Consider the following 25,138-nt stretch of genomic DNA (forward strand, 5'->3'; position numbering starts at 1 on the left):
CTCCGGGTCAGGGGCGTGCGATCGTGACGCCCCGGATACGCAAATGGCTTTGGGTCGTACGGAGGGCGAACCATCCGCGGCGATAGGGTTGCGGGTCCTGCAAGGCGAACAGCGGCCGCCCGTCCCGCTCGACCGCGATGCGCGTGCCGTCGGCGACCAGCGCGATCCGGGTCCAGCGATCGGGCTGAAGCAACGCGCCGGGATCGCGGCGGTCGTGTTGCGGCAGTAGCGGGCGATCCCCCGCCCGGCCGGTATAGCGCCGCATCCGGGTGGTGGTGTTGCCGTTGCCGCCGATGCCGACATAATAGGTCGTCAGCGTATCGTAATCTTCGAACCGGCCGCTGCGCCTACCGGGCACCGTGCCGCCCGCCGGCTCGGTCGCCATCCAGAAGGCGTTGAGGTCGCTGACCCGGTCGTTGGGACCACCCGCCGCGACGGCCATCGCCTCGAACGTGATCCGCACCGGGCCGTCGAGCGGTTGCGGATGCCACAGCGTCAGCCCGGCGGGCGTATCGATGTCGATGACGCCGCCGGGCAGGAACGCGACGGTCGCCCGCGGGTCCTGCGCCTCGGTCACCCAGCCGGCAGGCGCCGGCCGGTCGAGCGGAGCGCAGCCCGCCAGCAGCAACAGGCACCAGCCGCCCGCCGGGGCAAGGCGGCCGGTGCGTTGCATCACAGCTTGAACTGCGCGCCGACGAAGATGCGGCGGCCGAAGTCCGAATATTCGATCGACCGGGCATCGTCGATATACGACCGTGCCAGCTCGTTCGTCAGGTTCAGCGCTTCGAAGAACAGGCTGTATTGCGGCGTGATGCGCAGCTGGACCCGCGCGTCGAGATAGGTCTCGCCCCGGCGGAAGATCGGATTGTTCGCGACCGCGGCGTCGGCGGCCAGCAGCAGGTAGTCGCTGCGCTTGTTGTAGCTCAGCCGCGCGTTCAGCCAGTCCTTGTCGTAGAAGACGCTGCCATTGTAGGTGTATTTCGACAGGCCGGGGAACGCGTCGAGCGGCTCGCCGGTGGCGATGTTGGTCAGCGAGCTGTTGAGCGCGCGGCTGTAGGTGAAGTTGCCGTTGATGCCGAACCCGTCGAACGGCGCCGGCAGGAACGTGAAGGCCGTCGACGCGCTGACCTCGAACCCGTCGAGCTTCGCGCCGAAGCCGTTGATCGGCTGCCGCACCGTATACAGCGTGCCGTCGCCGAACAGGTCGACGCCCGAGCGCACCGAGGCCGGCAGGACGAAGCTCTTGATGTCCTTGTAGTAATAGCCGACGCTGACCACGGTATCGCGATTGGGATACCATGCCGCGTTCAGGTCGTACTGGTCGGCGCGGTACGGCTGCAGCGCCGGATTGCCCGCGGTGCAGGTATCCTCGCCCGCGATGGTGTCGGCGACGTCGACGACGCAGTTGACGGCAGGCGACAGGTCGGTCGGCCTGGGCCGCGCGAGGTTCTTGGCATAGGTCGCGCGGACGAACAGGTTCGGCTGCACTTCCAGCGACAGGTTCACCGCCGGCAACCAGTCGTGATAGTCGCTGGTCAGCGTCACTTCGTTCACGCCGACCGTCACCAGCTCGATGACCGCCGGGATGCCGGGAACGCCGGTGCCGGGACGGACGCGGTTCTCGCGCCGGGTGTTGCTGCTGGTCGAATTGTTGCGGGTGTAGGTGTAGCGCATGCCCGCATTTCCGGTCAGGTTCATGCCGAGGAACTCGGTGCCGAAATTGGCGCGGAGATAACCGGCGACGATCTTTTCGTTGATGATGTAGCCCGGGATCTGCGGCAGGCCGTCGGCGAAGCGCACCCGGCTCTGGTTGAAGCCCGACAGGTCGTAGAAACGCGACAGGTTGGCGAAATCGAACAGCGGTTGCGCCAGCCGTTCCGGTGCGCCTTCCACCCCCTTGATCCCGCCGAACAGCGGTGCACCACCGGTGACGCCGCCGTTGGTGGCGAGGAACTGCTGGTACTGGGCCGGGGTGAAGTAGGAGACGTTGGGGATCGGGCCGCTGGCGGGCGGCGCGCCGATGACGGTCGTGAGCGAGACGTTGTTGTTGTACTGCGACAGCGCCGTCTGGATGATCGTGCCGTTGGGCGCACGCAGTTCGGGCCGGAAGAGGCGCGCACCGCCCGCACCGTAGAACACCAGATCCTGGTCGCGATACTGGCCGCCGAACTTGATGCTCTTCAGGAAACCCCAATCGAGATCGTAATCGACGTCGAGCTTCAGCTGATCCTCGGCGCTGTCGCGCTGGCTGGGACGGTACTGCAGCGTCGGACCGGCCTGCACCAGCAGCGCGCCGTTCGCACCGCGGCGGGTGTTGTCGCCATAGGCGGCGATGTTGGCCGGATCGAAGGCGCTGGGGAAGTTGATGATCGGCAGCCCATCGTCGTTGCGCCGGTCGATGCTGATCCCGGACACGCCCGTGGTGATCGACACGAGGTTGGTTTCGTCGACCCGGTTGCCCTCCGACCGCGAGGCGAGGAACGTCATCTTCATCCGGTCGAGTTCCCACTTGAACCCGGTCTGATAGTAGCGCGTATTCTCGTCATAGCTGAAGTCGCGGCGCTGCACGCCGACGATGTTGCTGGCCCCGCCCGAATTGGCGACGACGTTGTTGCCCAGCGGGGTACCGGCGTTGAGCGCGGTCGTCCAGCTGGTCAGCACATGTCCGTCGGTCGTCACGAACGACTGGTTCGGCCGCGCGCGCGATGCCCCGCCCGCGGCGTTGCTGGCCAGCGCCGCGTCGAGGTTGAAGCGCGTCAGGTCGGGCGTGCTGGTCGGCACGCCGGCGTTGCTCAGCCCGCCGCCCATGTTCACGGCGTAGTTGGTGTCGCGCAGGTTCTGGTTGCGGTAGTTCAACGTCACCTGGCCCCAGACGGAGAAATTGTCCGCGAACTGGTACTGCGCCTGGAAGTCCAGCGAGGTGCGCGCATCGGTGCGTTCGTTGTTGCGATAGCGCACCGACCCCGGCGACCAGTCGAAGAACTGGGTTTCGCACGCGAGGCGGTTGGCGGTGGCGATCGCGGCGGTCGTTCCCGTGGTCCCGGCGCAGCTCTCGTACGTGCCGAAATTGGCGTAGGCCGGATCGGCCACGGTCTTTTCCGACGAGCGGTCGAAATCGAAATAGCGTTGCCAGTTGGTGTTCGCGACCGAATCGCCGCGGGTGTCGACCACGCTGTGCGTGACGTTGAGCAGCACGCCCAGCCGCCCGCCGAGCAGGTCGGAACGGCCCGCGGTCAGGTTGAAGCGCGGCCGCCATTTCTCGGTCAGGTTCAGTCGCTGCGCCTCGCCCTTGATGCTGAACAGGGGCCTGGTCAGTTCGAGCGGCCGGCGGGTCTCGACGCGCACGGTGCCGCCGATGCCGCCTTCGGTCAGGTCGACGGTATAGCCCTTGTACACGTCGACCGACTTGACCAGTTCGACCGCCAGTTCGCGGAAGTCGCCGCTGCGGCCGCCACCGGGCGACTGCTGGCTGACGCCGTTGATCTCGATACGGTTGAGGTCGGGTTCGACGCCGCGGATCGAAATCTGCGATCCTTCGCCGAAATCGCGCTGGAGCTGGACGCCGGTGACGCGCGACAGCGCCTCGCCGACATTCTTGTCGGGGAAGCTGGCGATATCCTCCGCCACGATCGAATCGACGACGGTGTCGGCGTTCTTCTTGCGGGCGTTGGCGGATTGCAGCGACGCGCGGGTGCCGGTGACAAGGATGTCGCCGACTTCGTCCGCCAGCGGGTCGGTGGGCGACGAGCGCACGTCGTCGGTGGTGCTGCCGCCCGGCGCGACCTGCGCCATGGCCGGTGCGCTGCCCAGTGCCACGATCAGTGCCAGCCCCGATACCGCGCTGCGCAGCCCCGATCCGCGAATGTCGACGAACGGCGTCATGCAATCCCCTCCTTGTCCCTGACGCGGTGTGGAGTTGTTCCCCATCGCCGCCAAAATCGTGAAGCTCGATCCATGGCGTAATCACGAACGACGCGATTGCAAAGCAGAATCTTCGCAATATGATATCGGTGTTCACATGGTGGAACATTTCAGGTGATGGGACGGACGATGCGGCAAAGCTACAGGGCGGCACTGGCGATCGGATTGGCGGCGATCACGATCGGCGCGGCGCCGCGACCGGTCCGTCAATACGAACGACTCGACCGCGGCCTCGTCGCCGTGCCCGCGACCGGCGGCGGCAACCATGTCGCGTGGCGGCTGCTGGCCGATGACCGGCGCGGCGCCGCATTTCGCCTGTTGCGCGACGGACAGGTGATCGCGCGGCGAATTGCCGGGGCGTCGAGTTTTCACGACAGGCGCGGCGGCCGCGATGCGCGCTACCGGCTGGAGCCGATCGGCGGGCGCGAGCCGGCGAGCGAGGCGACGACCTGGGCCAAGGGCTATCGGTCGATCCCGCTGGAGCGTCCCGCCGAGCGGGTGACGCCGGCGGGCGAGCGCTATGGCTATACCGCCAACGACGCCAGCGTCGGCGACGTCGATGGCGACGGCCGGTACGAGATCATCCTGAAATGGGACCCGACCATTTCGAAGGACAATGCGTTCGGCGGCTATAGCGGCGAGACGCTGCTCGACGCCTATACGCTGGACGGCAGGCGGCTGTGGCGGATCGACCTTGGCCACAATATCCGTTCAGGGGCGCACTACAGCCAGTTCATGGTCCATGACTTCGACGGCGACGGCAGGGCGGAGATCATGGTCAAAACCGCCGACGGCACGATCGACGGCACCGGCCGGGTGCTGGGCGACCCAAAGGCCGACTGGCGGGCGAAGGGCGGCGAACTGCCGCAGGCCGACCGGACCGGCGCGACCACCCTGCCCGACGGGCGCAAGGTCGCGCGGGTACAGGGCCGCATCCTGTCGGGTCCGGAATATCTGACCGTGTTCGAAGGGGCCACCGGCCGGGCGCTGGCCAGCGCCCCCTATGCCCCGCCGCGCGGGTCCGACACGCCCGAAGGGTTGGCGGCATTGTGGGGCGATGGCTATGGCAACCGATCCGACCGGTTCCTCGCCGGGGTCGCCTATCTCGACGGAAGGCGCCCCAGCGGGGTGTTCGGCCGCGGCTATTATGGACGATCGACCGTCGCCGCATGGGACTGGCGCGACGGCAAGCTGACGCGGCGCTGGCTGTTCGACAGCGCGGCGCCGGGCAATGCCCGCTTCGGCGGACAGGGCAACCACAACCTGTCGGTCGCCGATATCGACGGCGATGGCCGCGACGAGATCGTCTATGGATCAATGGCGATCGACGACGACGGCAAGGGGCTGTGGAGCGCAGGGCTGGGCCATGGCGACACGATGCATCTGGGCGACCTCGACCCGACGCGCCCCGGCCTCGAGAAGTTCGGCGTGCACGAGGAGGTACCGCGCAATGGCGGAATCGGGTCGGCGATGCTCGACGCGCGGACCGGCAAGGTGCTGTGGACCACGCCCGCGACGAAGGATACCGGACGCGGGCTGTCCGCCGATATCGACCCGCGCCATCCCGGCGAGGAGAACTGGAACTCCAGCACGCCGTACCTCTACACCGCGCAGGGCAAGGTCATTCCGGGCGCAAAGCCCAAGGTCGCCAATTTTGCGATCTGGTGGGACGGCGACAGCTCACGCGAACTGCTCGACCGCAACCGCATCACCAAATGGGACTGGCGGACCGGCAGCGAGACCCCGCTGCTGGTGGCCGAGGGTGCGACGTCGAACAACGGGACCAAGGCGACGCCCGCGCTGTCGGCCGACATCCTCGGTGACTGGCGCGAGGAGTTGATCCTTCGCAGCGAGGACAACAGCGAGCTGCGCATCTATGCCACCCCCTTCCCCACCGCGATCCGGCGGGTGACGCTGATGCACGACCCGGTCTATCGCCTCGGCGTCGCGTGGCAGAATACCGCGTACAACCAGCCGCCGCATGCGCTGGTCGCGCCGAAATGATCGCGGCGATCGCGCTGCTGCTGGCCGGGCCGGCCGGGGTCGCGACCTATCGGCTGGACGATGCGCCGCGGCAGCCGGGCGAGACGGCGGTGGCGCGCGACCGGCCCTATCGCGGCGACCATGGCTATGAACCGGGCGGTGGCCGGCGCTTTTCGGTCGCGCTGCCCGAGGGGAACTGGCGGGTGACGGTGACGCTGGGCGGAAAGCGAGCGGCGGCGACCACGATCAAGGCGGAGGCGCGGCGGCTGATGCTCGACCGGGTCGCGACGCGCGCCGGGCAGCGGGTGACGCGCAGCTTCGTCGTGAACACGCGGACGCCCGCGCTGGCCCCGCCGCCGCCGGGAGCGCCGGGCGGCCCGGGCGTGCGGCTCAAGCCCGCCGAGCTTGCGAGTGCGACATGGGACGACCGACTGACGCTGGAACTGTCCGACGATGCGGCGGTCGCCACGGTCCGGATCGAGCCGGCGGAGGTGCCGACACTGTACCTGGTAGGCGATTCGACCGTGACCGACCAGCCGTCGGAACCCGCCGCCAGCTGGGGCCAGATGCTGCCGGCGATGGTCGGCGAGCGGGTAGCGGTCGCCAACCATGCCGAATCGGGGGAGACCCTGAAGTCGTTCCTGACCGGGCTGCGGCTCGACAAGGTGCTGTCGGTCATCAGGCCGGGCGACTGGCTGTTGATCCAGTTCGGCCATAACGACCAGAAACGCCAATGGCCGCAGACCTTTGTCGAGGCCGGAACGACCTATCGCAGCTACCTGAAAACCTACATCGCCGAGGCGCGGCGGCGCGGCGCGCGGCCGGTGCTGGTGACCAGTCCGGAACGGCGCAATTTCGATGCGGCGGGACGGATCACGCCGACGCTGGGCGACTATCCCGCCGCCGTCCGCGCGGTGGCGGTGGAGGAGCGGGTGCCGCTGATCGACCTGAACCGGGCGAGCGTCGCGCTGTACGAGGCGCTGGGGCCGACGGTAAGCCCGCAGGCGTTCAACGACGGCGGCAGGGACCGGACCCATCACGACAATTACGGCGCATGGCTGCTGGCGCGGGCGGTGGCGGAGGGGATGCGGACGATCCCCGGACTGGCGCCGGCGGTGACGGCGGCCCCGTTCGATCCGTCCCGGCCGCCCCCGCCCGAAGCCGTGGCGATCGTGCCGAGCGCAGGCAGCAGCACGGTCCGGCCGGACGGCAGCTGACGCCCGCGAAAATTGGCGAAGGTCCCGCACAGCGATTGACCAGCGCGGCGCGAAGTTTTATTATTTGAACATAACGTCCACATGATGGACGAAACGGGAGGGGTCGATGGCACGGCAGGCGTTTCGGATGCAGTTGAAGCCGGGCATGGCCGCCGAGTATCGCGCGCGCCACGATGCGATCTGGCCCGAACTGTCGGCGCTGCTGCGCGAGGCGGGGATTTCGGATTACTGGATCTTCCTCGACGAAGCGACCGGCGCGCTGTTCGCGACGCTGGAGCTGGCCGACGACAACCGGCGCGACACCCTGCCCGATCATCCGGTCATGCAGCGCTGGTGGGCGTCGATGGCACCGCTGATGGAGACGGCCGACGACAACCGGCCGCTCGAAGGCGCGCTCGTGCCCGTTTTCCACCTGCCATGATGCGGCACGTCCTGCTCGCCACCGTCGCCGCGTCGATGGTTACGCCGGCCGCCGCGCAGACCGCCAAACCGACCGCCAATCTGGCCGCGCCGGTCAAGACGTTCGGCCGCGTGTCCTATGACGCCCGGTCGCTGATGATCGACGGCAAGCGGCTGACCATCTGGTCGGCCGAGGTGCACGCGTTCCGCCTGCCCAGCCCCGATCTGTGGCGCGACGTGTTGCAGAAGATGAAGGCGAGCGGGTTCAACACCGTCGCCTTCTACTTCGACTGGGGCTTCCACAGCCCGAAGCGCGGGGTGTACGACTTCAGCGGCATCCGCGACATCGACCGGCTGCTCGACATGGCGGCGGAGGAAGGGCTGTACGTCATCACCCGCGCCGGGCCGTATGTGAATGCCGAGCTGACGCGCGGCGGCTTTCCCGGCTGGCTGGTCAACCAGCGCGCGCGGGCGCGGACCGACGATCCCGACTATCTGGCGGCGGTCGACGAATGGCTCGGCCAGATCAACCCGATCATCGCGCGCCACCAGATCAATGGCGGAAAAGGCACGGTGATCCTGCACCAGATCGAGAACGAGCTGGCGCTGACCACCCCGGCGCAGGGGCGGTATATGGACCACCTGTACGCCAGGGCGCGGGCGGACGGCATCACCGTGCCGCTGTTCCACAACGATCAGGGGCGCAACGGGTACTGGGTGCCGCGCGGATCGAACGTGGCGAAGACGGTCGAGGGGTCGCCCGACCTGTATGCGTTCGACGGCTATCCCGGCGGCACCTGCACCGTCGGGGGCAAGACGACGCGCGGGTCGGCCGCGCCCGACTGGGGCTTCTACGGTCCCGGCGGGGCTAGGGGCGGCGCGTCGGCCAGCCCGAACACGCCGGGCTTCGCGGCGGAGTTCGGCGGCGGCTGGTTCGATTACTGGGGGTCGAACGGCGGGTATGAATGCAACGCGCTCCAGCGCGGCAAACGGTTCCAGCGGGTATTCTATGGCACCAACCTGGCGAACGGCATCGCGATCCAGAGCTTCTACATGGGGTTCGGCGGCACCAGCTGGGGCTGGCTGCCCGCGCCGGTCGTCTTCACCAGCTACGACTATGGCGCGGCGTTCAGCGAGACGCGCGAGGTTCGCGAAAAGGCCGCGGAGCTGAAGGCGCTGGCGGGGACGATCGCGGCGGTGCCCGATCTGGCGGGGATGGTGCCGGCCGGGCCGGTGGCGATCTCCTCGCCCAATATCCAGGTCTATCACAACAGGTCGCCGGAAACCGATGCCCGCTTCCTGATGGTCACGCACAGTCCGTCGAACAAGGCGACGAACGACCGCTTCACCATCACCGCCGACCTGCCCGACGGGCGCTATACCCTGCCCGAAATGGCGCTGAACGGCTTCGATGCGAAGTGGCTGGTCGCGGGGGTCACGCTGGGCGGGCAGCGGCTGGTCTATGCCACGTCGGAATTGCAGAGCCATGTGCGGATCGACGGCGGCGACGTGCTGCTGCTCTATGGCCGCGGGCAGGAAAGCGGGACCAGCGTGCTGCGCTATGCCGGCGCGCCGACCGTCCGGGTGATCGGGGGCGATGTGCGATCGTCGTTCGATGCGGAGAAGGGCGATCTGCGGCTCGATTACGTCCATGGCGCGATCGCGCGGGTGCAGGTGTCGGGCGGCGGACGGCCGCCGCTGACGCTGCTGATCGGTGACGAGGCGCAGGCGGCGACCTTCTGGCAACGGGGAGACGTGCTGGTCCGCGGGCCGGCGCTGTTGCGGTCGGCGAAGGTCGCTGGCGGTACGGTCGCGCTGACCGGCGATACGCAGGCCGCCACGCCGCTGGAGGTCTGGGCACCGCAGCGGGTTCGGTCGGTGACGTGGAACGGGCAACGGATCGCGACCACGACCGGCAGCGCGGGCAGCATCGTCGCGCGCGCGGCGCTGGCGGGGCCGGCGGCGGTGGCGCTGCCGGTGCTGGCCGACTGGCGGATGGCGCCGGGCACGCCCGAGGCCGAGGCCGGGTTCGACGACATCGGCTGGCAGGCGATCGACAACCGCGCCTATGCCAGCATCACCGCGCGGCCCGACGGGCAGCCGAACATGCTGATGGACGCCTACGGCTTTCACGAGGGCGACATATGGTATCGCGGGCGCTTCACCGGCACGGCGGATGCGCAGCGGCTGCGCCTCCATTACGGGGCCGGCGGATCGGGGATGGTGCAGGTGTTCCTCGACGGCAGGCTGATCGGGCAGGACGAACTGCCCGGCGGCCTGCCCCGGCCGATCACCACGGGGACGGCGACGATCGCGCTGCCCGACGCGGCGCGGACGCCCGGCGAGCATGTGCTGTCGGTGATGCTGCGCAACAACGGCCATAACTGGGACCTCGACGCCGACGATTTCCACAAGGAAGCCCGCGGGATCGTGTCGGCATCGGTCGAGAAACAGGCCGGGCAGTCGTTCACGATCCCCGTCGCTTGGAAGATTCAGGGGCGGCAGGGCGGCGAGGACATCGTCGATACCGCGCGCGGCGTGCCCAACAATGGCGGCCAGTATGGCGAGCGCATGGGCTGGCACCTGCCCGGATTCGACGACGCCCGCTGGGCGAAGGTCGCGCTGCCCACGACGACCGCCCCGGCGGGGACGAACTGGTATCGCACCCGATTCGACCTGAACGTGCCCAGGGGGCAGGATGCGACGATCGGCGTGGCGTTCGGCGATGCGTCGGTGCCACGGTCGCCGGTCGATTACCGGGCGCTGGTGTTCGTCAATGGCTGGCACATGGGGCAGTTCATCGCCCATGTCGGGCCGCAGCGGACCTTCGTGGTGCCCGAGGGCATCCTGAACCATCGCGGACGCAACGTGATCGCGCTGGCCGTCACCAGCGACGGCCGGCCGGGCAATGCGCTGGAACAGGTGCGGCTGGTGACGATGCGCAACGTCCGCGGCGGGGTGCCGGTGCGGATGGTCGATGCCCCGACAGTATTAGGGAAGTGACCCCTCACCCCTTTCCGAACCCCCGCGCAGGCGGGGGTCCAGAGCCGCAGGCGGTACGCTCGTGGCCCCGGGCTCCCGCCTGCGCGGGAGCACACCGATTTTTCAACGAAACAACCTTTCACCCGGAGCAATCATGGCCGCGCTGACCCACGACATTCCCCGCCAGGAGGTGACGGACTCGATCGCCCTGCTGATGCACAACCTCGTCAACATCAAGGACGAGACCGGCGAGTTCCTGCTCCACCTCGACGACGGGCGGATCATCGACACCAAGGGCTGGGCCGGGTGGGAATGGACGCATGGCGTCGGCCTGTTCGGGATGTGGCGCTATTACGAGCAAACCGGCGACAAGGCGGCGCTGGCGATCATCAAGCAATGGTTCGAGGATCGCTTTGCGGAGGGGACCCCGACCAAGAACATCAACACCGTCGCGCCGTTCATCACGCTGGCCTATCTGTACGAGCACCAGCCCGACCCGCGCTATATCCCGTATCTGGATACGTGGGCCGAATGGCTGATGGCGCCCGACGGCCTGCCCAAGACCGAGGAAGGCGGGTTCCAGCACATCGTCTACAACGACGAGAATCCGGGCGAGATGTGGGACGACACGCTGATGATGAGCGTGCTGCCGCTGGCCAAGATCGGACTACTGCTGAACCGCCCGCACTATGTCGAGGAGGCCAAGCGCCAGTTCCTCGTCCATATCAAGTATCTGTTCGACAGGAAGACCGGGCTGTGGTTCCACGGCTGGGACTTCAACGGACGGCATAATTTCGCCGAGGCGCTGTGGGCGCGCGGCAATTGCTGGGTCACGATCGCGATTCCCGAAATCATCGAGATCCTCGACCTGCCGGTCGGTGACGCGTTCCGCACCTTCCTGATCGACACGCTGGCGGCGCAGGTGAAGACGCTGGCCGAAACGCAGGACGACAGCGGCCTGTGGCACACGCTGATCGTCGATCCGACCAGCTATCTGGAGGCGTCGGCGGCGGCCGGGTTCGCGTACGGCATCCTGAAGGCGGTGCGGAAGGGCTATCTGCCGCGGCATTACGAGGCGGTCGGCATCAAGGCCGTGCGCGGCGTGCTGGCCAATATCGACGAGAACGGCGAACTGAAGCAGGTCAGCTTCGGGACCGCGATGGGCGATACGCAGCAATTCTACAAGGACATCGCGCTGACCTCGATGCCCTATGGGCAGAGTCTGGCGGTGTGTGCGCTGGCGGAGTTCCTGCGGACGTATATTTGATCGTCCGCCGTATCCCCGCGGAGGCGGGGGTCCAAGGTCACGGGCGGTGCGCTGCCCGGCTCTGGATCCCCGCCTGCGCGGGGATACGTTCCCGGGGGAAGGTGCCACCTACCCGCACAAGCGACGTACCCCGGCGAAGGCCGGGGTACGGTCGTGTCGGTGGTCAGGGCTTGATCCATCCCTGTTGAAACGGGCGTCATCCCAGCGAAGGCTGGGATCTCCCGGTGGTAGCGCGCAGCAGGAGCCGATGGAGACCCCAGCCTTCGCTGGGGTGACGTTTCCCATTCAGGCGGATCAAGCTCTGGGGCTCAGCCCGCCAGCAACGCCCGGATCGCCGCGATCGCTTCCTCGCCCTTCGTGCCGTCCGGACCACCGCCCTGCGCCATGTCGGGACGGCCACCGCCGCCCTGCCCGCCCAGCGCCGCGACCGCTGCCTTGACCAGTTCGACCGCGCTCACCCGGCCGACCAGATCGCTCGACACGCCAACGCCGACCGACGCGCGGCCGTCGTTGACCGCGACCAGCGCGACCACGCCCGAGGGCACGCGGGTGCGCGCCTCATCGATCGTGCCGCGCAGTGCCTTGGCATCGAGCCCGTCGATGACCTGGCCCAGGAACGCGATGTCGCCGACCTGTTCGGGCCCCGCAGGCGCCGCGCCCGCGCCACCGCCCATCGCGAGCGCCTTCTTCGCCTCGGCCAGTTCGCGCTCCAGCCGGCGGCGGTCCTCGACCAGCTGCGCGACGCGCGCCGGCACTTCGTCGGGGGTCGCCTTCAGCGCCGCCGCCGCCTCGCGCAGCTTCGCATCGCGGTTGCCGAGCCATTGCCGCGCCGCTTCGCCGGTCAGCGCCTCGACCCGGCGGACGCCCGACGATACCGCGCCTTCCGACACGATCTTGAACAGCCCGATCTCGCCCAGCGCATTGACGTGGGTGCCACCGCACAGTTCGATCGAATAGGTGCCTTCCGCATCCTGCCCCATCGACACGACACGGACCTCGTCGCCATATTTCTCGCCGAACAGCGCCATCGCGCCCATCGCGATCGCATCGTCGGGGGTCATCAGCCGCGTGGTGACCCCACCGTTGCCGCGAACCTGCGCGTTGACGTCGGCCTCGACCAGCGCCAGCGCGTCCGCCGCGATCGGCGAGGGTTGCGAGAAGTCGAAACGCAGCCGTTCGGGCGCGACCATCGACCCCTTTTGCGCGACATGGGTGCCGAGCCGTTCGCGCAGCGCCTCGTGCAGCAGATGCGTCGCCGAGTGGTTGGCGCGGATCTGCGCGCGGCGGGCATGGTCGATGGCCAGCGCGACGCTGTCGCCGATCTTCACCGTGCCGGCGTCGATCGTCACGACATGGGCGTGGAGCTTGCCGAGCTGCTTGGCGGTGTCGGTGACGGTCGCGCGCAATCCCGCGTCGGTCGTCATGGTGCCGGCGTCGCCGACCTGACCGCCGCTTTCGGCATAGAAGGGCGTCTGGTTGGTCAGCACCAGCACCTCGTCGCCTGCCACCGCGCTGTCGACGCGCGCGCCGTCGCGGACGATCGCGACGACCTGCCCCTCGCCCGCCTCGACCGAATAGCCGATGAACTCGGTCGCGCCGGCGCTCTCCAGCACGTCGAACCAGACATCGTCCGACGCCTTGGCACCCGAGCCCTTCCACGCGGCGCGGGCGGCGCGCTTCTGTTCGGCCATCGCCGCGTCGAAGCCGGCACGGTCGACGCCGTAACCCTGCGCGCGCAGCGCATCCTCGGTCAGGTCATAGGGAAAGCCATAGGTGTCGTAGAGCCTGAACGCGGTTTCCCCCGCCAGCGTCGCGCCATCGGCGAAACCGGCAGTGGCTTCGTCGAGGAGCTTCAGCCCCTTGTCGAGCGTACGGCGGAACTGCGTTTCCTCCTGCGCGAGCGTCGCCTCGATCAGCGGCTGCGCGCGGACCAGTTCAGGGTATGCCGCGCCCATTTCGGACACCAGCGACCCGACCAGCCGGTGCATCAACGGGTCCTTCGCACCCAGCAGATGCGCATGGCGCATCGCCCGGCGCATGATCCGGCGCAGCACATAGCCGCGGCCATCGGCGGCGGGCAGGACGCCATCGGCGATCAGGAAGCCCGATGCGCGCAGATGGTCGGCGATGACGCGGTGGCTGGCCTGCAGTTCGCCTTCGGCCCGCGTGGCCGTCAGCTCGCACGATGCGGCGATCAGCGCCCTGAACGTGTCGGTGTCGTAATTGTCCGACACGCCCTGCATCACCGCCGCGATCCGTTCCAGCCCCATGCCGGTATCGATAGACTTCTTGGGCAGTTCGCCGACGATCTCGTTCGCATCCTGCTCATATTGCATGAACACGAGATTCCAAATCTCGACGAAGCGGTCGCCATCCTCGTCCGGCGAGCCCGGAGGACCGCCGGGGATGTGGTCGCCATGGTCGTAGAAGATTTCCGAACACGGGCCGCACGGGCCGCTGTCGCCCATCGCCCAGAAATTGTCCTTGGTGGGGATGCGGATGATCCGGTGATCGGGCAGGCCGGCGATCTTCCTCCACAGGTCGAACGCCTCGTCGTCGGTATGATAGACGGTCGCGGTCAGCCTGTCCGCCGGCAGCCCCCATTCGCGGGTCAGCAAGCCCCACGCGTTCACGATCGCCTGTTCCTTGAAATAATCGCCGAACGAGAAATTGCCGAGCATTTCGAAGAAGGTGTGATGGCGCGCGGTATAGCCGACATTGTCGAGATCGTTGTGTTTGCCCCCGGCGCGCACGCATTTCTGCGACGACGTCGCCGTCACGTACGGCCGCGTCTCCAGCCCGGTGAACACGTTCTTGAACGGCACCATGCCCGCATTGACGAACATCAGCGTCGGATCGTTCTGCGGAACGAGCGGTGCGGACGGGACGCGGGCGTGGCCCGCCTTCTCGAAAAAGTCGAGGAACGAGCGGCGAACATCGTTGGTCGAGGTCATGGCAATGCTCGATACGCAGCGTTTTCACGCTTGCCAAGCGACGACGCGCACGGGGGTTGACCCGGACGAAACATTCCCCTCCCTTTGCGCGCAAACGAACAGGGACGACGCATGGCCAAGCGGCTCACGACTTTCATCCTCATCGCGCTGGTATCCGGCCTGATCCTCGGCTGGGCGCTGAACGCCGGGCTCGACGATGGCGGCGGCAGCGGTTCCGCGACGTTGAAAAGCATCGCCTATTACCTGTCCGCCGTGACGACCGTGTTCCTGCGGCTCATCAAGATGATTATCGCGCCGCTGGTGTTCTCGACGCTGGTCGTCGGCATCGCGCATATGGGCGACAGTTCGTCGCTGGGCCGGGTCGGCCTGCGCTCGCTCGGCTGGTTCGTGATGGCGAGCTTCATCTCGCTGCTGCTCGGCCTGTTGCTGGTGAACCTGTTGCAGCCGGGCGTCGGCCTGGGCCTGCCCGTCCCGCCGGTCACCGCCGATACCGGCGTGGCGAAGCCGGCGTTCGATTTCGTCAAGTTCGTCGCCCATATCTTCCCCGCCTCCGGCATCGAGGCGATGGCGACCAACGAGATCCTGCAGATCGTCATCTTCTCGCTGTTCATCGGCGTCGCGCTGACGGCGGTGGGCGACAAGGGCAAGCCGCTGGTCCGCGCGCTCGAGGGCCTCGTCGCGGTGATGTTGCAGGTCACCGACTACGTCATGCGCTTCGCCCCGTTCGCGGTGTTCGCGGCGGTGACGGCGACGCTGGCCGAACGCGGGCCGGGGATCATCGGCGACCTCGCCTATTTCATGGGCAGCTTCTATCTCGGCCTCGCCACGCTGTGGACGGTGCTGATCGGCATCGCCTTCGTCATCATCGGGCCGCGGGTGAAGATGCTGCTGCGCTACCTGCGCGACCCGATCCTGCTCGGCTTTTCGACCGCGTCGTCGGAAGCCGCCTATCCGCGCACGCTGGAGGCGCTCGACCGGTTCGGCGTGCCGCCGCGCATCGCCAGCTTCGTGCTGCCGCTGGGCTATTCGTTCAACCTCGACGGATCGATGATGTACATGACGTTCGCGTCGATCTTCATCGCGCAGGCCTATGGCATCGACCTGAGCTGGGGACAGATGTTCCTGATGCTGCTGGTGCTGATGATCACGTCGAAGGGGATCGCCGGCGTGCCGCGCGCCAGCCTGGTGGTGATCGCCGCGACACTGGGCATGTTCAACATTCCCGAGGCCGGGCTGCTGCTGATCCTCGCGATCGACCATTTCCTCGACATGGGCCGCACCGCGACCAATGTGGTCGGCAACGCGATCGCCGCCAGCGTCATCGCCAAATGGGAAGGCGGGTTCGACACGCCCGAATCGCCGGTGATCGAACCGCTGCCGACCCCGGCCGGCCATCCGCGCACCGACGTGCCCGACAGCTTCCGCGACATGGGCGGCCCGCCGGGCGGAAACTGACCGGCGGCGCGACGGAACGAATTGGGAACGGCGTGGTTGGTGCAACGAAAGGATTCATCCCATGACCGACCATGCTAACCCCAAGAGCGAACCCTTTTCGAACGCCGAAAAGGACCCCGACGACTGGACCACCGGCGACGAGGCGATGACCGGTGCGCAGGCGTCGTACCTCAAGACGCTGAGCGAGGAAGCCGGCGAGCCGTTCGACGACACGCTGACCAAGGCGGATGCGTCGAAGGCGATCGATGCGTTGCAGGCGAAGACCGGACGCGGCACGGGGAGTTGATGCAACGGGGAGGCGGTGCGAGGCAGATTGCCCTGCCCCGCCCCCTCCGTCACCCCGGACCTGATCCGGGGTGACAATTCGGCGGGCGTTGCGGCAAAAGCTGGCGTCCCGCTCGCTACTTCCCCGCCACCGGCCGCATCGCCATGAGCCGGTCGAGCAGCACCAGCCGCATCGCCAGATCCCGCCGATAGCTCGCCTGTCGCGGCGTCCGCGCCAGCGCGGCGAGCCATGCGCGCTTCGCGCCGGGCAGGTCGCCGGTCTGGATCAGCGCCATCCCGTAATAGAAATACGGGCCCGGATGATCGGGCGCGGTGGCGATGCCGCGGGCGAAGGCGACGCGGGCGGCGGGCGACAGCACCTGCCCGCCGTCATGCGCGAGGATCGCGGTGCCGAGCCGGGTCCAGAGCCGGCCGCTCCCGGGCGCGCGAGCCAGCCCGCCGAGCACCGCGTTGGCCGCAGCCTGCGTCGCGCCCGCGCGCGCCAGCCCGTCGGCCGCGATGGCATAGGCGTAATCATAGGTGAACCGCCCCCAGATGGCGTCGCGCAGGTCGTCGGCGGCCAGATCCTCGGGCTGCGTCACCCGCACCGCGCCGCGCGGATCGCCGCGCAGTTCGGGGCGCCCCTGCCACGCATAGCCGGCCGCGCCGAGCATCAGCGCGGCGCCGACAAAGCCCCATAGCGGCTTCGCCACGCGAGCGACCACGATCAGGCCGAAGGTCGCCGCCAGCAGCAGCGCGAGCAGGAACCAGCCGTTCATCGCCGTCCCCGCTTCAAACTGCGTGCCGCCACCAGCCCGCCGATCGCCAGCAACAGGATCGGCGCGATCCACAACGGCCCGGTCGCCGCCGACAGCGGCGGGTCGTAGCTGACATAGTCGCCATAGCGCTCGATCAGCCAGTCGCGCACCCGGTCGGGCTGCTCCCCCGCCGCGATCCGTTGCCGCACCAGCGCGCGCATGTCGGCGGCCATGTCGGCATCGCTGTCGGCGATCGACTGCCCCTGACAGACGAGGCAGCGCAGCGTTTCCATCAGTGCCTTGGCCGAGCGTTCCTGCGCCATATCCGGCAGCTGCGTATCGGCCAGCGCTGGCGGCGGGACGCGCGACTGGGCGAGCGCCGGGCCGGCGAGCAGCAGCGGGAGGGGCAGCAGCCACTTCATTTCGCGACCTCCGCGAGTTTGGCGAGCAGCACCGGCACGTCCTCGTCGCGGATCGCGCCGATATGCTGGTGCGCGATACGCCCCTGCCCGTCGATCACGAAGGTTTCGGGCACGCCCGACGATCCGAGCGACAGTTGCACCGAACTGTTGCGGTCGTCGCCGATCGCCGCGAACGGATCGCCGTTGCGGGCAAGGAACTGCGCGACGTCGGCGCGGGTGTCGCGGATCGCGATGGCATCGATCGGCGCGCCCGCCGCCGCCAGCTTCGCCAGTTGCGGCGCTTCGGCCGCGCACGGGATGCACCAGCTGCCGAAGACGTTGAGCAGCCGCGGCTTGCCGGCGCGGAAGGCGGCGGTGGCAAGCCCCGGCTTGCCCGCCGCGATCGGCGCCAGCGTGAAGTCGGGCAGCGGCTTGCCGATCAGGCGCGAGCGCACCTGCCGGTCGGGCTCCTGCGGCAGCATCCACGCGAACAGCGCGGCGACGACCACGAACGCGACCAGCGGCATCCAGAGCAGGCGACGGTTCATGCCGCCGCCTTCCGCCGGCCGCGCCGCACCCGGCCGACCAGCGCCAGCAGTCCGCCCAGCGCAATCATGCCGCCGCCCGCCCAGATGAGCGTCACGAACGGCTTCCACCACAGCCGCAGCTGGCGTCGCCCGCCGACATCGTCGCGACCGAGCACGGCATAGAGCTGTCCGTCCCAGAAGGTGGCGAGCGCCGCCTCGCTGGTCTCGGTCGGCGGGTTGGCGAAGAAGCGCTGTTCGGGGCGCAGCACGAACGGACGCCCGCCGCCGCGCGTCACGGTCAGCCTGCCCTGCACCGCCGACCAGTTGTCGCCGACCACCGGCCTGATCCCGTCGAAGCGCACGTCGAACGGGCCGACGGCGTGATGTTCGCCCGGCGCGGCGGCGACGAGGCGTTCGGCGGTGAACGCGCTGTCGCTGGCCATGCCGGCAAGGCTGACGGCGATGCCGAGATGCGCGACGACCATGCCGTAGATCGCCAGCGGGGTGCGCCACGGCTTGCGCCCGACCAGCGGCAGGACGCTGGCGACCGCCAGCCCGGTGGCGAAGGCAAGGCCCAGCACCGGCAGCCATCCGGCATCGGTCACGGCGCGGGCGGCCACCATGACGATCAGCGCGATCGCGCCCGGTGCCGCTACCCGCCGCAACACCGAGAGGCCGTGGTCGCGCCGCCAGCGCAACAGCGGACCGATCGTCATCGCGGCGACCAGTATCAACGCGATCGGCCCGGCGGCACGGTTGAAGAATGGCGGGCCGACCGACAGCTGCACCCCGAACGCCTCCGCCACCAGCGGATAGAGCGTGCCGATCAGCACGATGCCCAGGATGACCGACAGCAGCAGGTTGTTGAGCACCAGCCCGCCTTCGCGGCTGACCGGTTCGAACAGCGCGCCCTGCCGAACGGTCCCGACCCGGAACGCGAACAGCGCCAGCGCGCCGCCAATATAAAGGATCAACAGCGCGAGGATGAACCCGCCGCGCGTCGGATCGACCGCGAAGGCGTGGACGCTGGTCAGGATGCCTGAGCGGACGAGGAAGGTACCGACCATCGACATCGAAAAGGCGACGACCGACAGCATCACGGTCCATGCGCGCAGGCCGTCGCGCGTCGCCAGCACCGTCACCGAATGCAGCAACGCGGTTGCCGCCAGCCACGGCATCAACGACGCATTCTCGACCGGGTCCCAGAACCACCAGCCGCCCCAGCCAAGCTCGTAATAGGCCCAGTAGCTGCCGGCGGTGATGCCGATGGTCAGGAAAATCCACGCGCCCAGCACCCAGGGCCGCATCGCCCGCGCGAAGTCGCGCCCGACATCGCGGGTGACCAGCGCGCCGACCGCGAAGGAAAAGGCGACCGACAGCCCGACATAGCCGAGATAGAGCGTCGGCGGATGGAAGGCGAGGCCCGGGTCCTGCAACAGCGGGTTAAGCCCCAGCCCCTCGCGCGGTGCCGGCGACAGCCGCGCGAACGGGTTGGAGGCGAACAGCAGGAACGCATAGAATCCCGCCGCGATCGCCCCCTGCGCCGCCAGCGTCGCGGCATGGGTGCGGACGGCCAGCATCCGTTCGAACAGCGCGATGCCGCCGCCCGCCGCCGCCAGGACGGTGATCCACAGCAGCATCGACCCTTCGTGATTGCCCCAGGTCGCGGCGACCTTGTACAGCATCGGCTTGGCCGAATGGCTGTTCTGCGCGACCAGCAGCACCGACAGGTCGGTCCGCGCGAACAGCGCGACCAGCGCGGCGAACGCCCCCGTCGCCAGCAGCGCCTGCGCCACCGCGACCGGACGGACCGCGGACAGCAGGTCGCGGACGATCGGCGGCGGCTCGGCGGCGCGCGACGACAACGCGATCGCCGCCATCGCCAGCTGCAACAACGCCATCGCCGCCGCCAGCCACAGCGCCGCCAGACCGATTTCGGCGATCATCGGGCGATGCTCTCGCTCTTGTGCATCTTGCCCGCGACCTGCGGCGGCATGTACCGCTCGTCATGCTTGGCGAGCAGATTGTCGGCGACGAACCCGCCGCCCGCGACGAAGCGCCCTTCGGCGACCACGCCCGAATTCTCGCGGAACAGGTCGGGGACGATCCCGGCGAAGCGAACCGGCACGGTCGCCTTGCCATCGGTGACGGTGAAGCGGATCGTGACTCCATCGGCATCGCGCTTGACCGATCCGGGCGCGACCATGCCGCCCAGCCGCACCGGCCTTTCGAGCGGCGCGGCGGCGGCATCGGCGGGCGCGTAGAAGAACGCCGCCTCCTCGCCCAGCGCCGACATCGCCAGCAGCACCGCGCCGACGATCGCGACGACCGCCAGCAGCGCCAGCGTCATGCGTTGCCGTTTCGGACTCATCCCCGCTCCGCGCGGCGCATCGCCACCCATGACGCGATGGTGATCGCGGCGATCCCGCCCAGCGTCACGCCATAGGCGGCGGCGATGAAGGCCCAGTGGTTCATGCCGCCGCCCGCCGGCGCATCCGCGCCTCCGCCTTGATCCGGGCGAGGTCGGCGCGCATCCGCATCAGCACGATCCCGCCGAACAACAGACTCGCGCCCCCGGCGGTGAAGAACAGCGGCCACAGGATCGCGGGATCGATCGTCGATCTGGTCAGGGTGATGCTCGGTCCCTGATGCAGCGTGCGCCACCACAGCACCGAATAGCGGATGACCGGCAGCAGCGCGGTGCCGGCGATGCCGAACAGCGCCGGAATCCGGCCGTCGCCATCGCGATCGGCATCGGCGCGGGCGAGGGCGAGATAGGCGAGATAGACGAAGAACAGCAGCAGCATCGACGTCAGCCGCCCGTCCCATTGCCACCACGTCCCCCAGGTCGGCCGGCCCCAGATCGATCCGGTGGCGAGGCACAGCGCGGTGAACAGCGCACCGGGCAGCGCGATCGCCCGCGCGGCCACGGCGGCCAGCGGATGCCGCCAAACCAGAAAGACGATGCTGGCGATGGCGAGGCTCGACCAGCCGCCCATCCCCAGCCACGCGGCCGGGACATGGACATAGAGGATGCGGACGCTGTCGCCCTGCAGATAATCCGCCGGCGTCTGCGTCAGCCCGGCCCAGCAGCCGAAGGCGAACAGCACGAGCCCGCCCCACACCAGCAGCGGCGTGAGCGGCCGGGCGATCGACAGGAAACGCCGGGGATTGGCAAGGGCGTGAAGGCTGGGCACGGTCGCGCCCTGTCTATGCAAGGCGCGGGCAAACGGCAATCGGCATCGCACATGCAATGCCAGACGCCTGTGGCCGTCCGGGCACAGGGAGCCTTCGGCGCAGCTTCGAGTTTGCCTTTGCAATGAAAGCCATGGAACATGCTGCCTATGACGGTCTTACCCCGCACTATTGACGGCATGATGCCGGCCTGCCCCATCGGCGACGGCAATCGCCTGCTCGCCTCGCTCGAAGCGGGCGATCGCGCCTTGCTCGCCCCCTCGCTCGAACGCATCGCGCTGGAGGTGGGCGACACGCTGCTGACCGCCGGCGGGCCGATCGAGCATGTCTATTTCCTCGAAGGGGGCATCGCCGCGGTGCTGGAGGTGATCGACGGCGAACGGCTGCATGCGGTGGGATTGCTGGGATCGGACGGCTATGTCGGCTGGCCGGTGCTGCTGGGCGACGACCGTTCACCGCACGACGTGGTGCTGCGCGCCGAGCCGGGCACGGCGCTGCGCATTCCGGTCGACCTGCTGATGGCGGCGCTCGACCAGAGCGAATCGCTCCAGGCGGCGCTCCTGCGGTTCGTGCAGGTGTTCCTGATCCAGATGGGGCGGACGGTCGTGTCGGCGCTGTCGCATCCGGTCGAGCGGCGGCTCGCGCGCTGGATCCTGCTCTATCACGACCGCGTGCGCGGCGACGAGATCGCGATGACGCACGAGGAATTCCGCCTTATGCTGGCGGTCCGGCGCAGCAGCATCACCGACGCGCTCCACAAGCTGGAGGAGACGCTGGCGATCCGTGCATTGCGCGGGCGGGTGATCGTGCGCGATCGCGAGAAGCTGCTGGAAATGGCGGCGATGACATATGGGCCGGCCGAAGAGGCGTATGCGCGGCTGGTGGGGCCGCCTGCGGCCTGACGACGAAGGGGGCGACGTCCCGGCACGACACCGGAACGCCGCCCCACCCCTTAGTTCGCCGCGCTCGAACGGATCGTGCCGTTGACGCCGCTGGGGAAGAAGCCCCCGGCGGTCTTGGCGGTGCGGTCGAGATAGACGATGTTGAGCACCTGTCCCGGCGTCCGGCTGAACGCGATGCCGCTGCCGTCGGTCGGTACGATGTTCGACACCGCGGTCGCACCGCTTCCGGTCGGACGGACGCCCTGATCGAGATCGCTGCTGCCGTCGAGGCTGTCGCGCGCGGTGGAGATCGCCTCCGTCGCGTCGATCAGCGCGGGCGTGGCGATGCCCTTGCGATACAGCACCGTCCGCACCAGCCCGGCGTGATACGCCTCGGCGGCATGGATGCCCGCTGCGGCCTCGAGGAAGGTCTTGTTGCTGATGAAGCCGACCGCCCCCTTGTACGCGGTGACGCCGACATCCTCGAAGATGAACGCGCCGAGGAGGAAGTTTTCGTCCGTCGCATAGACGTCGAAGGAGGCGCCGGCCCCGATCAGCCCCGCGGCACGGGCCGCGTTCGAGAAGGCGCTGGTCGGGGTGGTGCCGATGTCGATCGCCGGTTGCGCCACCGCCGCCGATCCGAGCGCGGTGCGCAGGAAGTTGACGTGCGCCAGTTCGTCGGCGGCGATTTCACGGGCGTAGCGCGCGACCAGCGGATCGGTGAACGTCACCTGCCGGCCGCCGGTGACCGCCCCTTGCGTGCCGGTACCCGACAGGCTGCTGTTGGGCAGGCCGGCACCGTTGGCAGCGAAGGCATAGAATTGCGCTTCGAGATATTCGAGGTTCAGCGCGAAGTTCAGCACGTCGGCATCGGTCAGCGCCGCAGTGCCGGTCGGTGTCGGGGTGGGCGTCGGCGTGGTGCCGTCGATGAAGCCGCCGCCGCTGTCGCTGCACGCGGACAGCACCGTCGCGCCCGCCGTGGCGACCGCGGCCCCGCCGGCGAAGCGGATGAAGTCGCGCCGCGCATTGCGACGTTCGCCACAGGCTTCGAGCACCTGCAGAATCGGATCGTTCGTCATGATGTCTCTCCCTGGGCTCAGTTGGCGGCGCTGGCGCGGATGGTGCCGTTGACACCATTGGGGAAGAAGCCCCCACCGCTGGCCTGGGCGTTGGTCAGATAGACGATGTTGAGCACCTGTCCGGCCGACCGGCTGAAGGCGATGCCGTTATTGTCGAGCGGCGCGATGTTGCTAGCGCTCGGGTTGCTCGCCAACGGGGTCAGCCCCTGGTCGAGGTCGAGCGTTCCGTCGAGGCTGTCGCGTGCGTTCGAGATCGAATCGCTCGCCGCGATCAGGCCGGACGCCGGGGTCTCGATCCCCTTGGCATACAGCGTCGTACGCACGATCGCGGCGTGATACGCCTCGACCGCCAGAATGCCGGCGGCCGCTTCGAGGAAGGTCTTGCTGGACAGCAACGGTGCCGCGCCCTTGTAGGCGGTGACGCCGACATCCTCGAAGATATATGCGCCGAGCAGGAAATTCTCGTCGCTGGCATAGGGATCGAACGACGCCCCGGCACCGATCAGCCCGGCAGCACGCGCCGCCGAGGAAAAGGCGCCCGTCGCCGATGCGCTGATGTCGATCGCCGGCTGCGCGACCGCCGCCGTGCCCAGCGCCGTGCGCAGGAATTCGACATGCGCGCGCTCGTCTGCCGCGATCTCGCGGGCATATTGCCCGACGACCGCGTCGGAGAAGTTTACCTGACGACCGCCGGTGACCGCGCCCTGCGTGCCGGTGCCGGTGAGGATCGAATTGGGCAGCCCCGAACCGAATGCCGCGAAATAATAGAATTGCGCCTCAAGATATTCGAGGTTCAGCGCGAAGTTCAGCACGTCGGCATCGCTCGGCGCACTCTGCGCCAGGGCGTCGTCGGAGCGGGTGGCGAAGATCGCCGCGCCCCCCACGACGGCGGCACCACTCAGCATCTTGAAGAAATCGCGGCGATCGTCCCGCCGCTTCGCCCGTGCTTCGAACGCCTCCGTCACCAATGTCTGGTCGGTCATGGCACCGTCTCCCTGGATCGTTGTCACGCCCCAACGGTTGATGGAGGTTAATGGACGCACGTTCGCCTTCGCACGTACGGTTCCGTACAAGGTGCGCCGGACGACTGGATTGATGCTGTTCTTGCGGGCAAAAGAAGGCCGGATGGCGTTCGCAGTAATGACAGAAAACCCGGCCGACGCGGCTACTGGCCTGCCCACGACCGACAACATGCTGATCGGCGCGCTGCACCTCGAGGTGCGGCGGTTACTGGCGCGATCCGCGACCCGCATCGAATTGCAGCCCGGCGAAATCCTGACGCGCAGCGGCGAGCCGATCGACCGGCTGGTCTTTCCCGAAGGCGCGCCGGCGATGCTGTCGCTGTCGACCGGCGGATCGTCGCAGGATGTCGGCATGATCGGGCGCGACGGCGTGGTCGGCTGGTCGCGGCTGTTCAGCGACCAGCCGACGCCGTTCACGTCGCGCGCGCATATCCAGCCGGGTACCGCGATCGTCATCCCGGCCGCCGCGGTGGTGGAGACGGCCGAGCAGCATCCGGTGCTGCTGAAGGCGATCCTGACCTTCGCCCAGCGTTTCTCGATGCAGATGGCGCGCACCCTCGCCTCGGCGCTGCGCGACGTGCCCGAGCGTCGCATCGCGCGCCTGCTGCTGATGATCGACGACCGGATCGACGGCGACGCAATGTCGGTCACCCATGCCTCGATCGCGGCGACGCTCAACCTGCGCCGTGCGACCGTCACCGATTGCCTCCACATCCTCGAGGGCGAGCATATGGTCCGCTGTTCGCGCGGACGGATCGTCATGCGCGACCGCACGGCGCTGGAGGCGCGGGCCGGGCTGGCCTATGTTCCGGACGACGGGCTTTCGGTCTAGC

The 25,138-nt window shown here is 68.5% G+C and carries 21 protein-coding genes; 9 read left to right on the forward strand and 12 right to left on the reverse strand.

The annotated features are described in order from the left end of the window. Positions 1–7: 7 nt before the first annotated feature. Together QLH51_RS03395 and QLH51_RS03400 are read right to left on the reverse strand one after the other, a co-directional pair. Positions 8–673 (reverse strand): DUF6250 domain-containing protein, encoded by a 666-nt coding sequence (locus QLH51_RS03395; RefSeq protein WP_125655607.1) that lies wholly within the window; start codon positions 671–673, stop codon positions 8–10. After that, positions 673–3,882, reverse strand: a complete 3,210-nt coding sequence (locus tag QLH51_RS03400; RefSeq protein WP_164516085.1) for a TonB-dependent receptor — start codon at positions 3,880–3,882, stop codon at positions 673–675. The genes QLH51_RS03395 and QLH51_RS03400 overlap by 1 nt, the downstream gene beginning before the upstream one ends. A 168-nt stretch (positions 3,883–4,050) precedes the next feature. Between QLH51_RS03400 and QLH51_RS03405 the strand changes: the two genes are divergently transcribed. The 5 genes from QLH51_RS03405 to bglB all read left to right on the forward strand — a co-directional run bounded on the left by QLH51_RS03405 (position 4,051) and on the right by bglB (position 11,769). After that, on the forward strand, positions 4,051–5,925 hold the full coding sequence (locus tag QLH51_RS03405; protein WP_164516084.1) for a rhamnogalacturonan lyase: 1,875 nt from the start codon (positions 4,051–4,053) through the stop codon (positions 5,923–5,925). After that, complete coding sequence (locus tag QLH51_RS03410) at positions 5,922–7,121, forward strand: rhamnogalacturonan acetylesterase (protein ID WP_125655604.1); 1,200 nt, start codon at positions 5,922–5,924, stop codon at positions 7,119–7,121. Before QLH51_RS03405 ends, QLH51_RS03410 begins: the two co-directional genes overlap by 4 nt. Before the next feature lie 106 nt (positions 7,122–7,227). Continuing rightward, positions 7,228–7,542 (forward strand): L-rhamnose mutarotase, encoded by a 315-nt coding sequence (locus tag QLH51_RS03415; protein ID WP_125655603.1) that lies wholly within the window; start codon positions 7,228–7,230, stop codon positions 7,540–7,542. Continuing rightward, positions 7,539–10,523 carry a glycoside hydrolase family 35 protein gene (locus QLH51_RS03420; RefSeq protein ID WP_125655602.1) on the forward strand — a complete coding sequence of 995 codons (2,985 nt, stop codon included), beginning with the start codon at positions 7,539–7,541 and terminating at the stop codon, positions 10,521–10,523. The genes QLH51_RS03415 and QLH51_RS03420 overlap by 4 nt, the downstream gene beginning before the upstream one ends. 133 nt (positions 10,524–10,656) lie before the next feature. Then, positions 10,657–11,769: a beta-galactosidase BglB gene (gene bglB, locus QLH51_RS03425; protein ID WP_125655600.1), complete on the forward strand. Its 1,113-nt coding sequence runs from the start codon at positions 10,657–10,659 to the stop codon at positions 11,767–11,769. Between the two features lie 308 nt (positions 11,770–12,077). Here bglB and alaS read toward each other — a convergent pair whose 3' ends face one another. Further along, on the reverse strand, positions 12,078–14,723 hold the full coding sequence (gene alaS, locus QLH51_RS03430) for an alanine--tRNA ligase (protein ID WP_125655598.1): 2,646 nt from the start codon (positions 14,721–14,723) through the stop codon (positions 12,078–12,080). A gap of 111 nt (positions 14,724–14,834) precedes the next feature. On the opposite strand from alaS, the gene QLH51_RS03435 reads away from it, so the two are divergent. Beyond that, positions 14,835–16,178, forward strand: a complete 1,344-nt coding sequence (locus QLH51_RS03435) for a dicarboxylate/amino acid:cation symporter (protein ID WP_125655596.1) — start codon at positions 14,835–14,837, stop codon at positions 16,176–16,178. A 61-nt stretch (positions 16,179–16,239) separates the two neighbouring features. Beyond that, the gene (locus QLH51_RS03440) at positions 16,240–16,464 is read left to right on the forward strand and encodes a DUF3072 domain-containing protein (protein ID WP_125655594.1); all 225 of its coding nucleotides are present in this window, start codon (positions 16,240–16,242) and stop codon (positions 16,462–16,464) included. A 115-nt stretch (positions 16,465–16,579) separates the two neighbouring features. On the opposite strand, the gene QLH51_RS03445 is transcribed toward QLH51_RS03440, so the two are convergent. From QLH51_RS03445 to ccmC, 7 genes are read right to left on the reverse strand one after another with little or no spacing between them, the layout of a single operon-like run. After that, entirely contained in the window at positions 16,580–17,221 is a 642-nt protein-coding gene (locus QLH51_RS03445) for a tetratricopeptide repeat protein (protein WP_125655592.1), read from the reverse strand. Continuing rightward, a complete protein-coding gene (locus QLH51_RS03450; RefSeq protein WP_125655590.1) occupies positions 17,218–17,622 on the reverse strand; it encodes a cytochrome c-type biogenesis protein in 405 nt (134 codons plus the stop codon). The genes QLH51_RS03445 and QLH51_RS03450 overlap by 4 nt, the downstream gene beginning before the upstream one ends. Continuing rightward, positions 17,619–18,149 carry a DsbE family thiol:disulfide interchange protein gene (locus QLH51_RS03455; RefSeq protein WP_125655588.1) on the reverse strand — a complete coding sequence of 177 codons (531 nt, stop codon included), beginning with the start codon at positions 18,147–18,149 and terminating at the stop codon, positions 17,619–17,621. Before QLH51_RS03455 ends, QLH51_RS03450 begins: the two co-directional genes overlap by 4 nt. Continuing rightward, positions 18,146–20,074 (reverse strand): heme lyase CcmF/NrfE family subunit, encoded by a 1,929-nt coding sequence (locus QLH51_RS03460; protein ID WP_125655586.1) that lies wholly within the window; start codon positions 20,072–20,074, stop codon positions 18,146–18,148. Before QLH51_RS03460 ends, QLH51_RS03455 begins: the two co-directional genes overlap by 4 nt. Next, positions 20,071–20,499: a cytochrome c maturation protein CcmE gene (gene ccmE, locus QLH51_RS03465; RefSeq protein WP_125655584.1), complete on the reverse strand. Its 429-nt coding sequence runs from the start codon at positions 20,497–20,499 to the stop codon at positions 20,071–20,073. Before ccmE ends, QLH51_RS03460 begins: the two co-directional genes overlap by 4 nt. Next, positions 20,496–20,603, reverse strand: coding sequence for a heme exporter protein CcmD (gene ccmD / locus QLH51_RS03470; RefSeq protein ID WP_125655582.1), 108 nt, complete (start codon positions 20,601–20,603; stop codon positions 20,496–20,498). The genes ccmE and ccmD overlap by 4 nt, the downstream gene beginning before the upstream one ends. Continuing rightward, complete coding sequence (ccmC, locus tag QLH51_RS03475) at positions 20,600–21,325, reverse strand: heme ABC transporter permease CcmC (RefSeq protein ID WP_125655580.1); 726 nt, start codon at positions 21,323–21,325, stop codon at positions 20,600–20,602. Before ccmC ends, ccmD begins: the two co-directional genes overlap by 4 nt. A 180-nt stretch (positions 21,326–21,505) precedes the next feature. On the opposite strand from ccmC, the gene QLH51_RS03480 reads away from it, so the two are divergent. Continuing rightward, the gene (locus QLH51_RS03480) at positions 21,506–22,225 is read left to right on the forward strand and encodes a Crp/Fnr family transcriptional regulator (protein ID WP_164516083.1); all 720 of its coding nucleotides are present in this window, start codon (positions 21,506–21,508) and stop codon (positions 22,223–22,225) included. A 50-nt stretch (positions 22,226–22,275) separates the two neighbouring features. Here the strand turns inward: QLH51_RS03480 and QLH51_RS03485 are convergent, their stop codons facing one another. Together QLH51_RS03485 and QLH51_RS03490 are read right to left on the reverse strand one after the other, a co-directional pair. Beyond that, a complete protein-coding gene (locus tag QLH51_RS03485; RefSeq protein WP_125655576.1) occupies positions 22,276–23,283 on the reverse strand; it encodes a ferritin-like domain-containing protein in 1,008 nt (335 codons plus the stop codon). A 17-nt stretch (positions 23,284–23,300) separates the two neighbouring features. Further along, positions 23,301–24,266: a ferritin-like domain-containing protein gene (locus QLH51_RS03490; RefSeq protein ID WP_125655574.1), complete on the reverse strand. Its 966-nt coding sequence runs from the start codon at positions 24,264–24,266 to the stop codon at positions 23,301–23,303. A gap of 157 nt (positions 24,267–24,423) precedes the next feature. On the opposite strand from QLH51_RS03490, the gene QLH51_RS03495 reads away from it, so the two are divergent. Continuing rightward, the gene (locus QLH51_RS03495; RefSeq protein WP_164516082.1) at positions 24,424–25,137 is read left to right on the forward strand and encodes a Crp/Fnr family transcriptional regulator; all 714 of its coding nucleotides are present in this window, start codon (positions 24,424–24,426) and stop codon (positions 25,135–25,137) included. The last annotated feature ends 1 nt before the right edge of the window (position 25,138 follow it).

This window comes from Sphingomonas sp. 2R-10 (assembly GCF_030062225.1).
Taxonomy (GTDB): Bacteria; Pseudomonadota; Alphaproteobacteria; order Sphingomonadales; family Sphingomonadaceae; genus Sphingomonas.

Excerpts from the sequence above, each read along its gene's own strand:
- QLH51_RS03395 (WP_125655607.1), bottom strand. The coding sequence starts at position 673 with ATGCAACGCACCGGCCGCCTTGCCCCGGCGGGCGGCTGGTGCCTGTTG.
- QLH51_RS03400 (WP_164516085.1), bottom strand. The coding sequence starts at position 3,882 with ATGACGCCGTTCGTCGACATTCGCGGATCGGGGCTGCGCAGCGCGGTA.
- QLH51_RS03405 (WP_164516084.1), top strand. The coding sequence starts at position 4,051 with ATGCGGCAAAGCTACAGGGCGGCACTGGCGATCGGATTGGCGGCGATC.
- QLH51_RS03410 (WP_125655604.1), top strand. The coding sequence starts at position 5,922 with ATGATCGCGGCGATCGCGCTGCTGCTGGCCGGGCCGGCCGGGGTCGCG.
- QLH51_RS03415 (WP_125655603.1), top strand. The coding sequence starts at position 7,228 with ATGGCACGGCAGGCGTTTCGGATGCAGTTGAAGCCGGGCATGGCCGCC.
- QLH51_RS03420 (WP_125655602.1), top strand. The coding sequence starts at position 7,539 with ATGATGCGGCACGTCCTGCTCGCCACCGTCGCCGCGTCGATGGTTACG.
- bglB (WP_125655600.1), top strand. The coding sequence starts at position 10,657 with ATGGCCGCGCTGACCCACGACATTCCCCGCCAGGAGGTGACGGACTCG.
- alaS (WP_125655598.1), bottom strand. The coding sequence starts at position 14,723 with ATGACCTCGACCAACGATGTTCGCCGCTCGTTCCTCGACTTTTTCGAG.
- QLH51_RS03435 (WP_125655596.1), top strand. The coding sequence starts at position 14,835 with ATGGCCAAGCGGCTCACGACTTTCATCCTCATCGCGCTGGTATCCGGC.
- QLH51_RS03440 (WP_125655594.1), top strand. The coding sequence starts at position 16,240 with ATGACCGACCATGCTAACCCCAAGAGCGAACCCTTTTCGAACGCCGAA.
- QLH51_RS03445 (WP_125655592.1), bottom strand. The coding sequence starts at position 17,221 with ATGAACGGCTGGTTCCTGCTCGCGCTGCTGCTGGCGGCGACCTTCGGC.
- QLH51_RS03450 (WP_125655590.1), bottom strand. The coding sequence starts at position 17,622 with ATGAAGTGGCTGCTGCCCCTCCCGCTGCTGCTCGCCGGCCCGGCGCTC.
- QLH51_RS03455 (WP_125655588.1), bottom strand. The coding sequence starts at position 18,149 with ATGAACCGTCGCCTGCTCTGGATGCCGCTGGTCGCGTTCGTGGTCGTC.
- QLH51_RS03460 (WP_125655586.1), bottom strand. The coding sequence starts at position 20,074 with ATGATCGCCGAAATCGGTCTGGCGGCGCTGTGGCTGGCGGCGGCGATG.
- ccmE (WP_125655584.1), bottom strand. The coding sequence starts at position 20,499 with ATGAGTCCGAAACGGCAACGCATGACGCTGGCGCTGCTGGCGGTCGTC.
- ccmD (WP_125655582.1), bottom strand. The coding sequence starts at position 20,603 with ATGAACCACTGGGCCTTCATCGCCGCCGCCTATGGCGTGACGCTGGGC.
- QLH51_RS03480 (WP_164516083.1), top strand. The coding sequence starts at position 21,506 with ATGCCGGCCTGCCCCATCGGCGACGGCAATCGCCTGCTCGCCTCGCTC.
- QLH51_RS03485 (WP_125655576.1), bottom strand. The coding sequence starts at position 23,283 with ATGACGAACGATCCGATTCTGCAGGTGCTCGAAGCCTGTGGCGAACGT.
- QLH51_RS03490 (WP_125655574.1), bottom strand. The coding sequence starts at position 24,266 with ATGACCGACCAGACATTGGTGACGGAGGCGTTCGAAGCACGGGCGAAG.
- QLH51_RS03495 (WP_164516082.1), top strand. The coding sequence starts at position 24,424 with ATGACAGAAAACCCGGCCGACGCGGCTACTGGCCTGCCCACGACCGAC.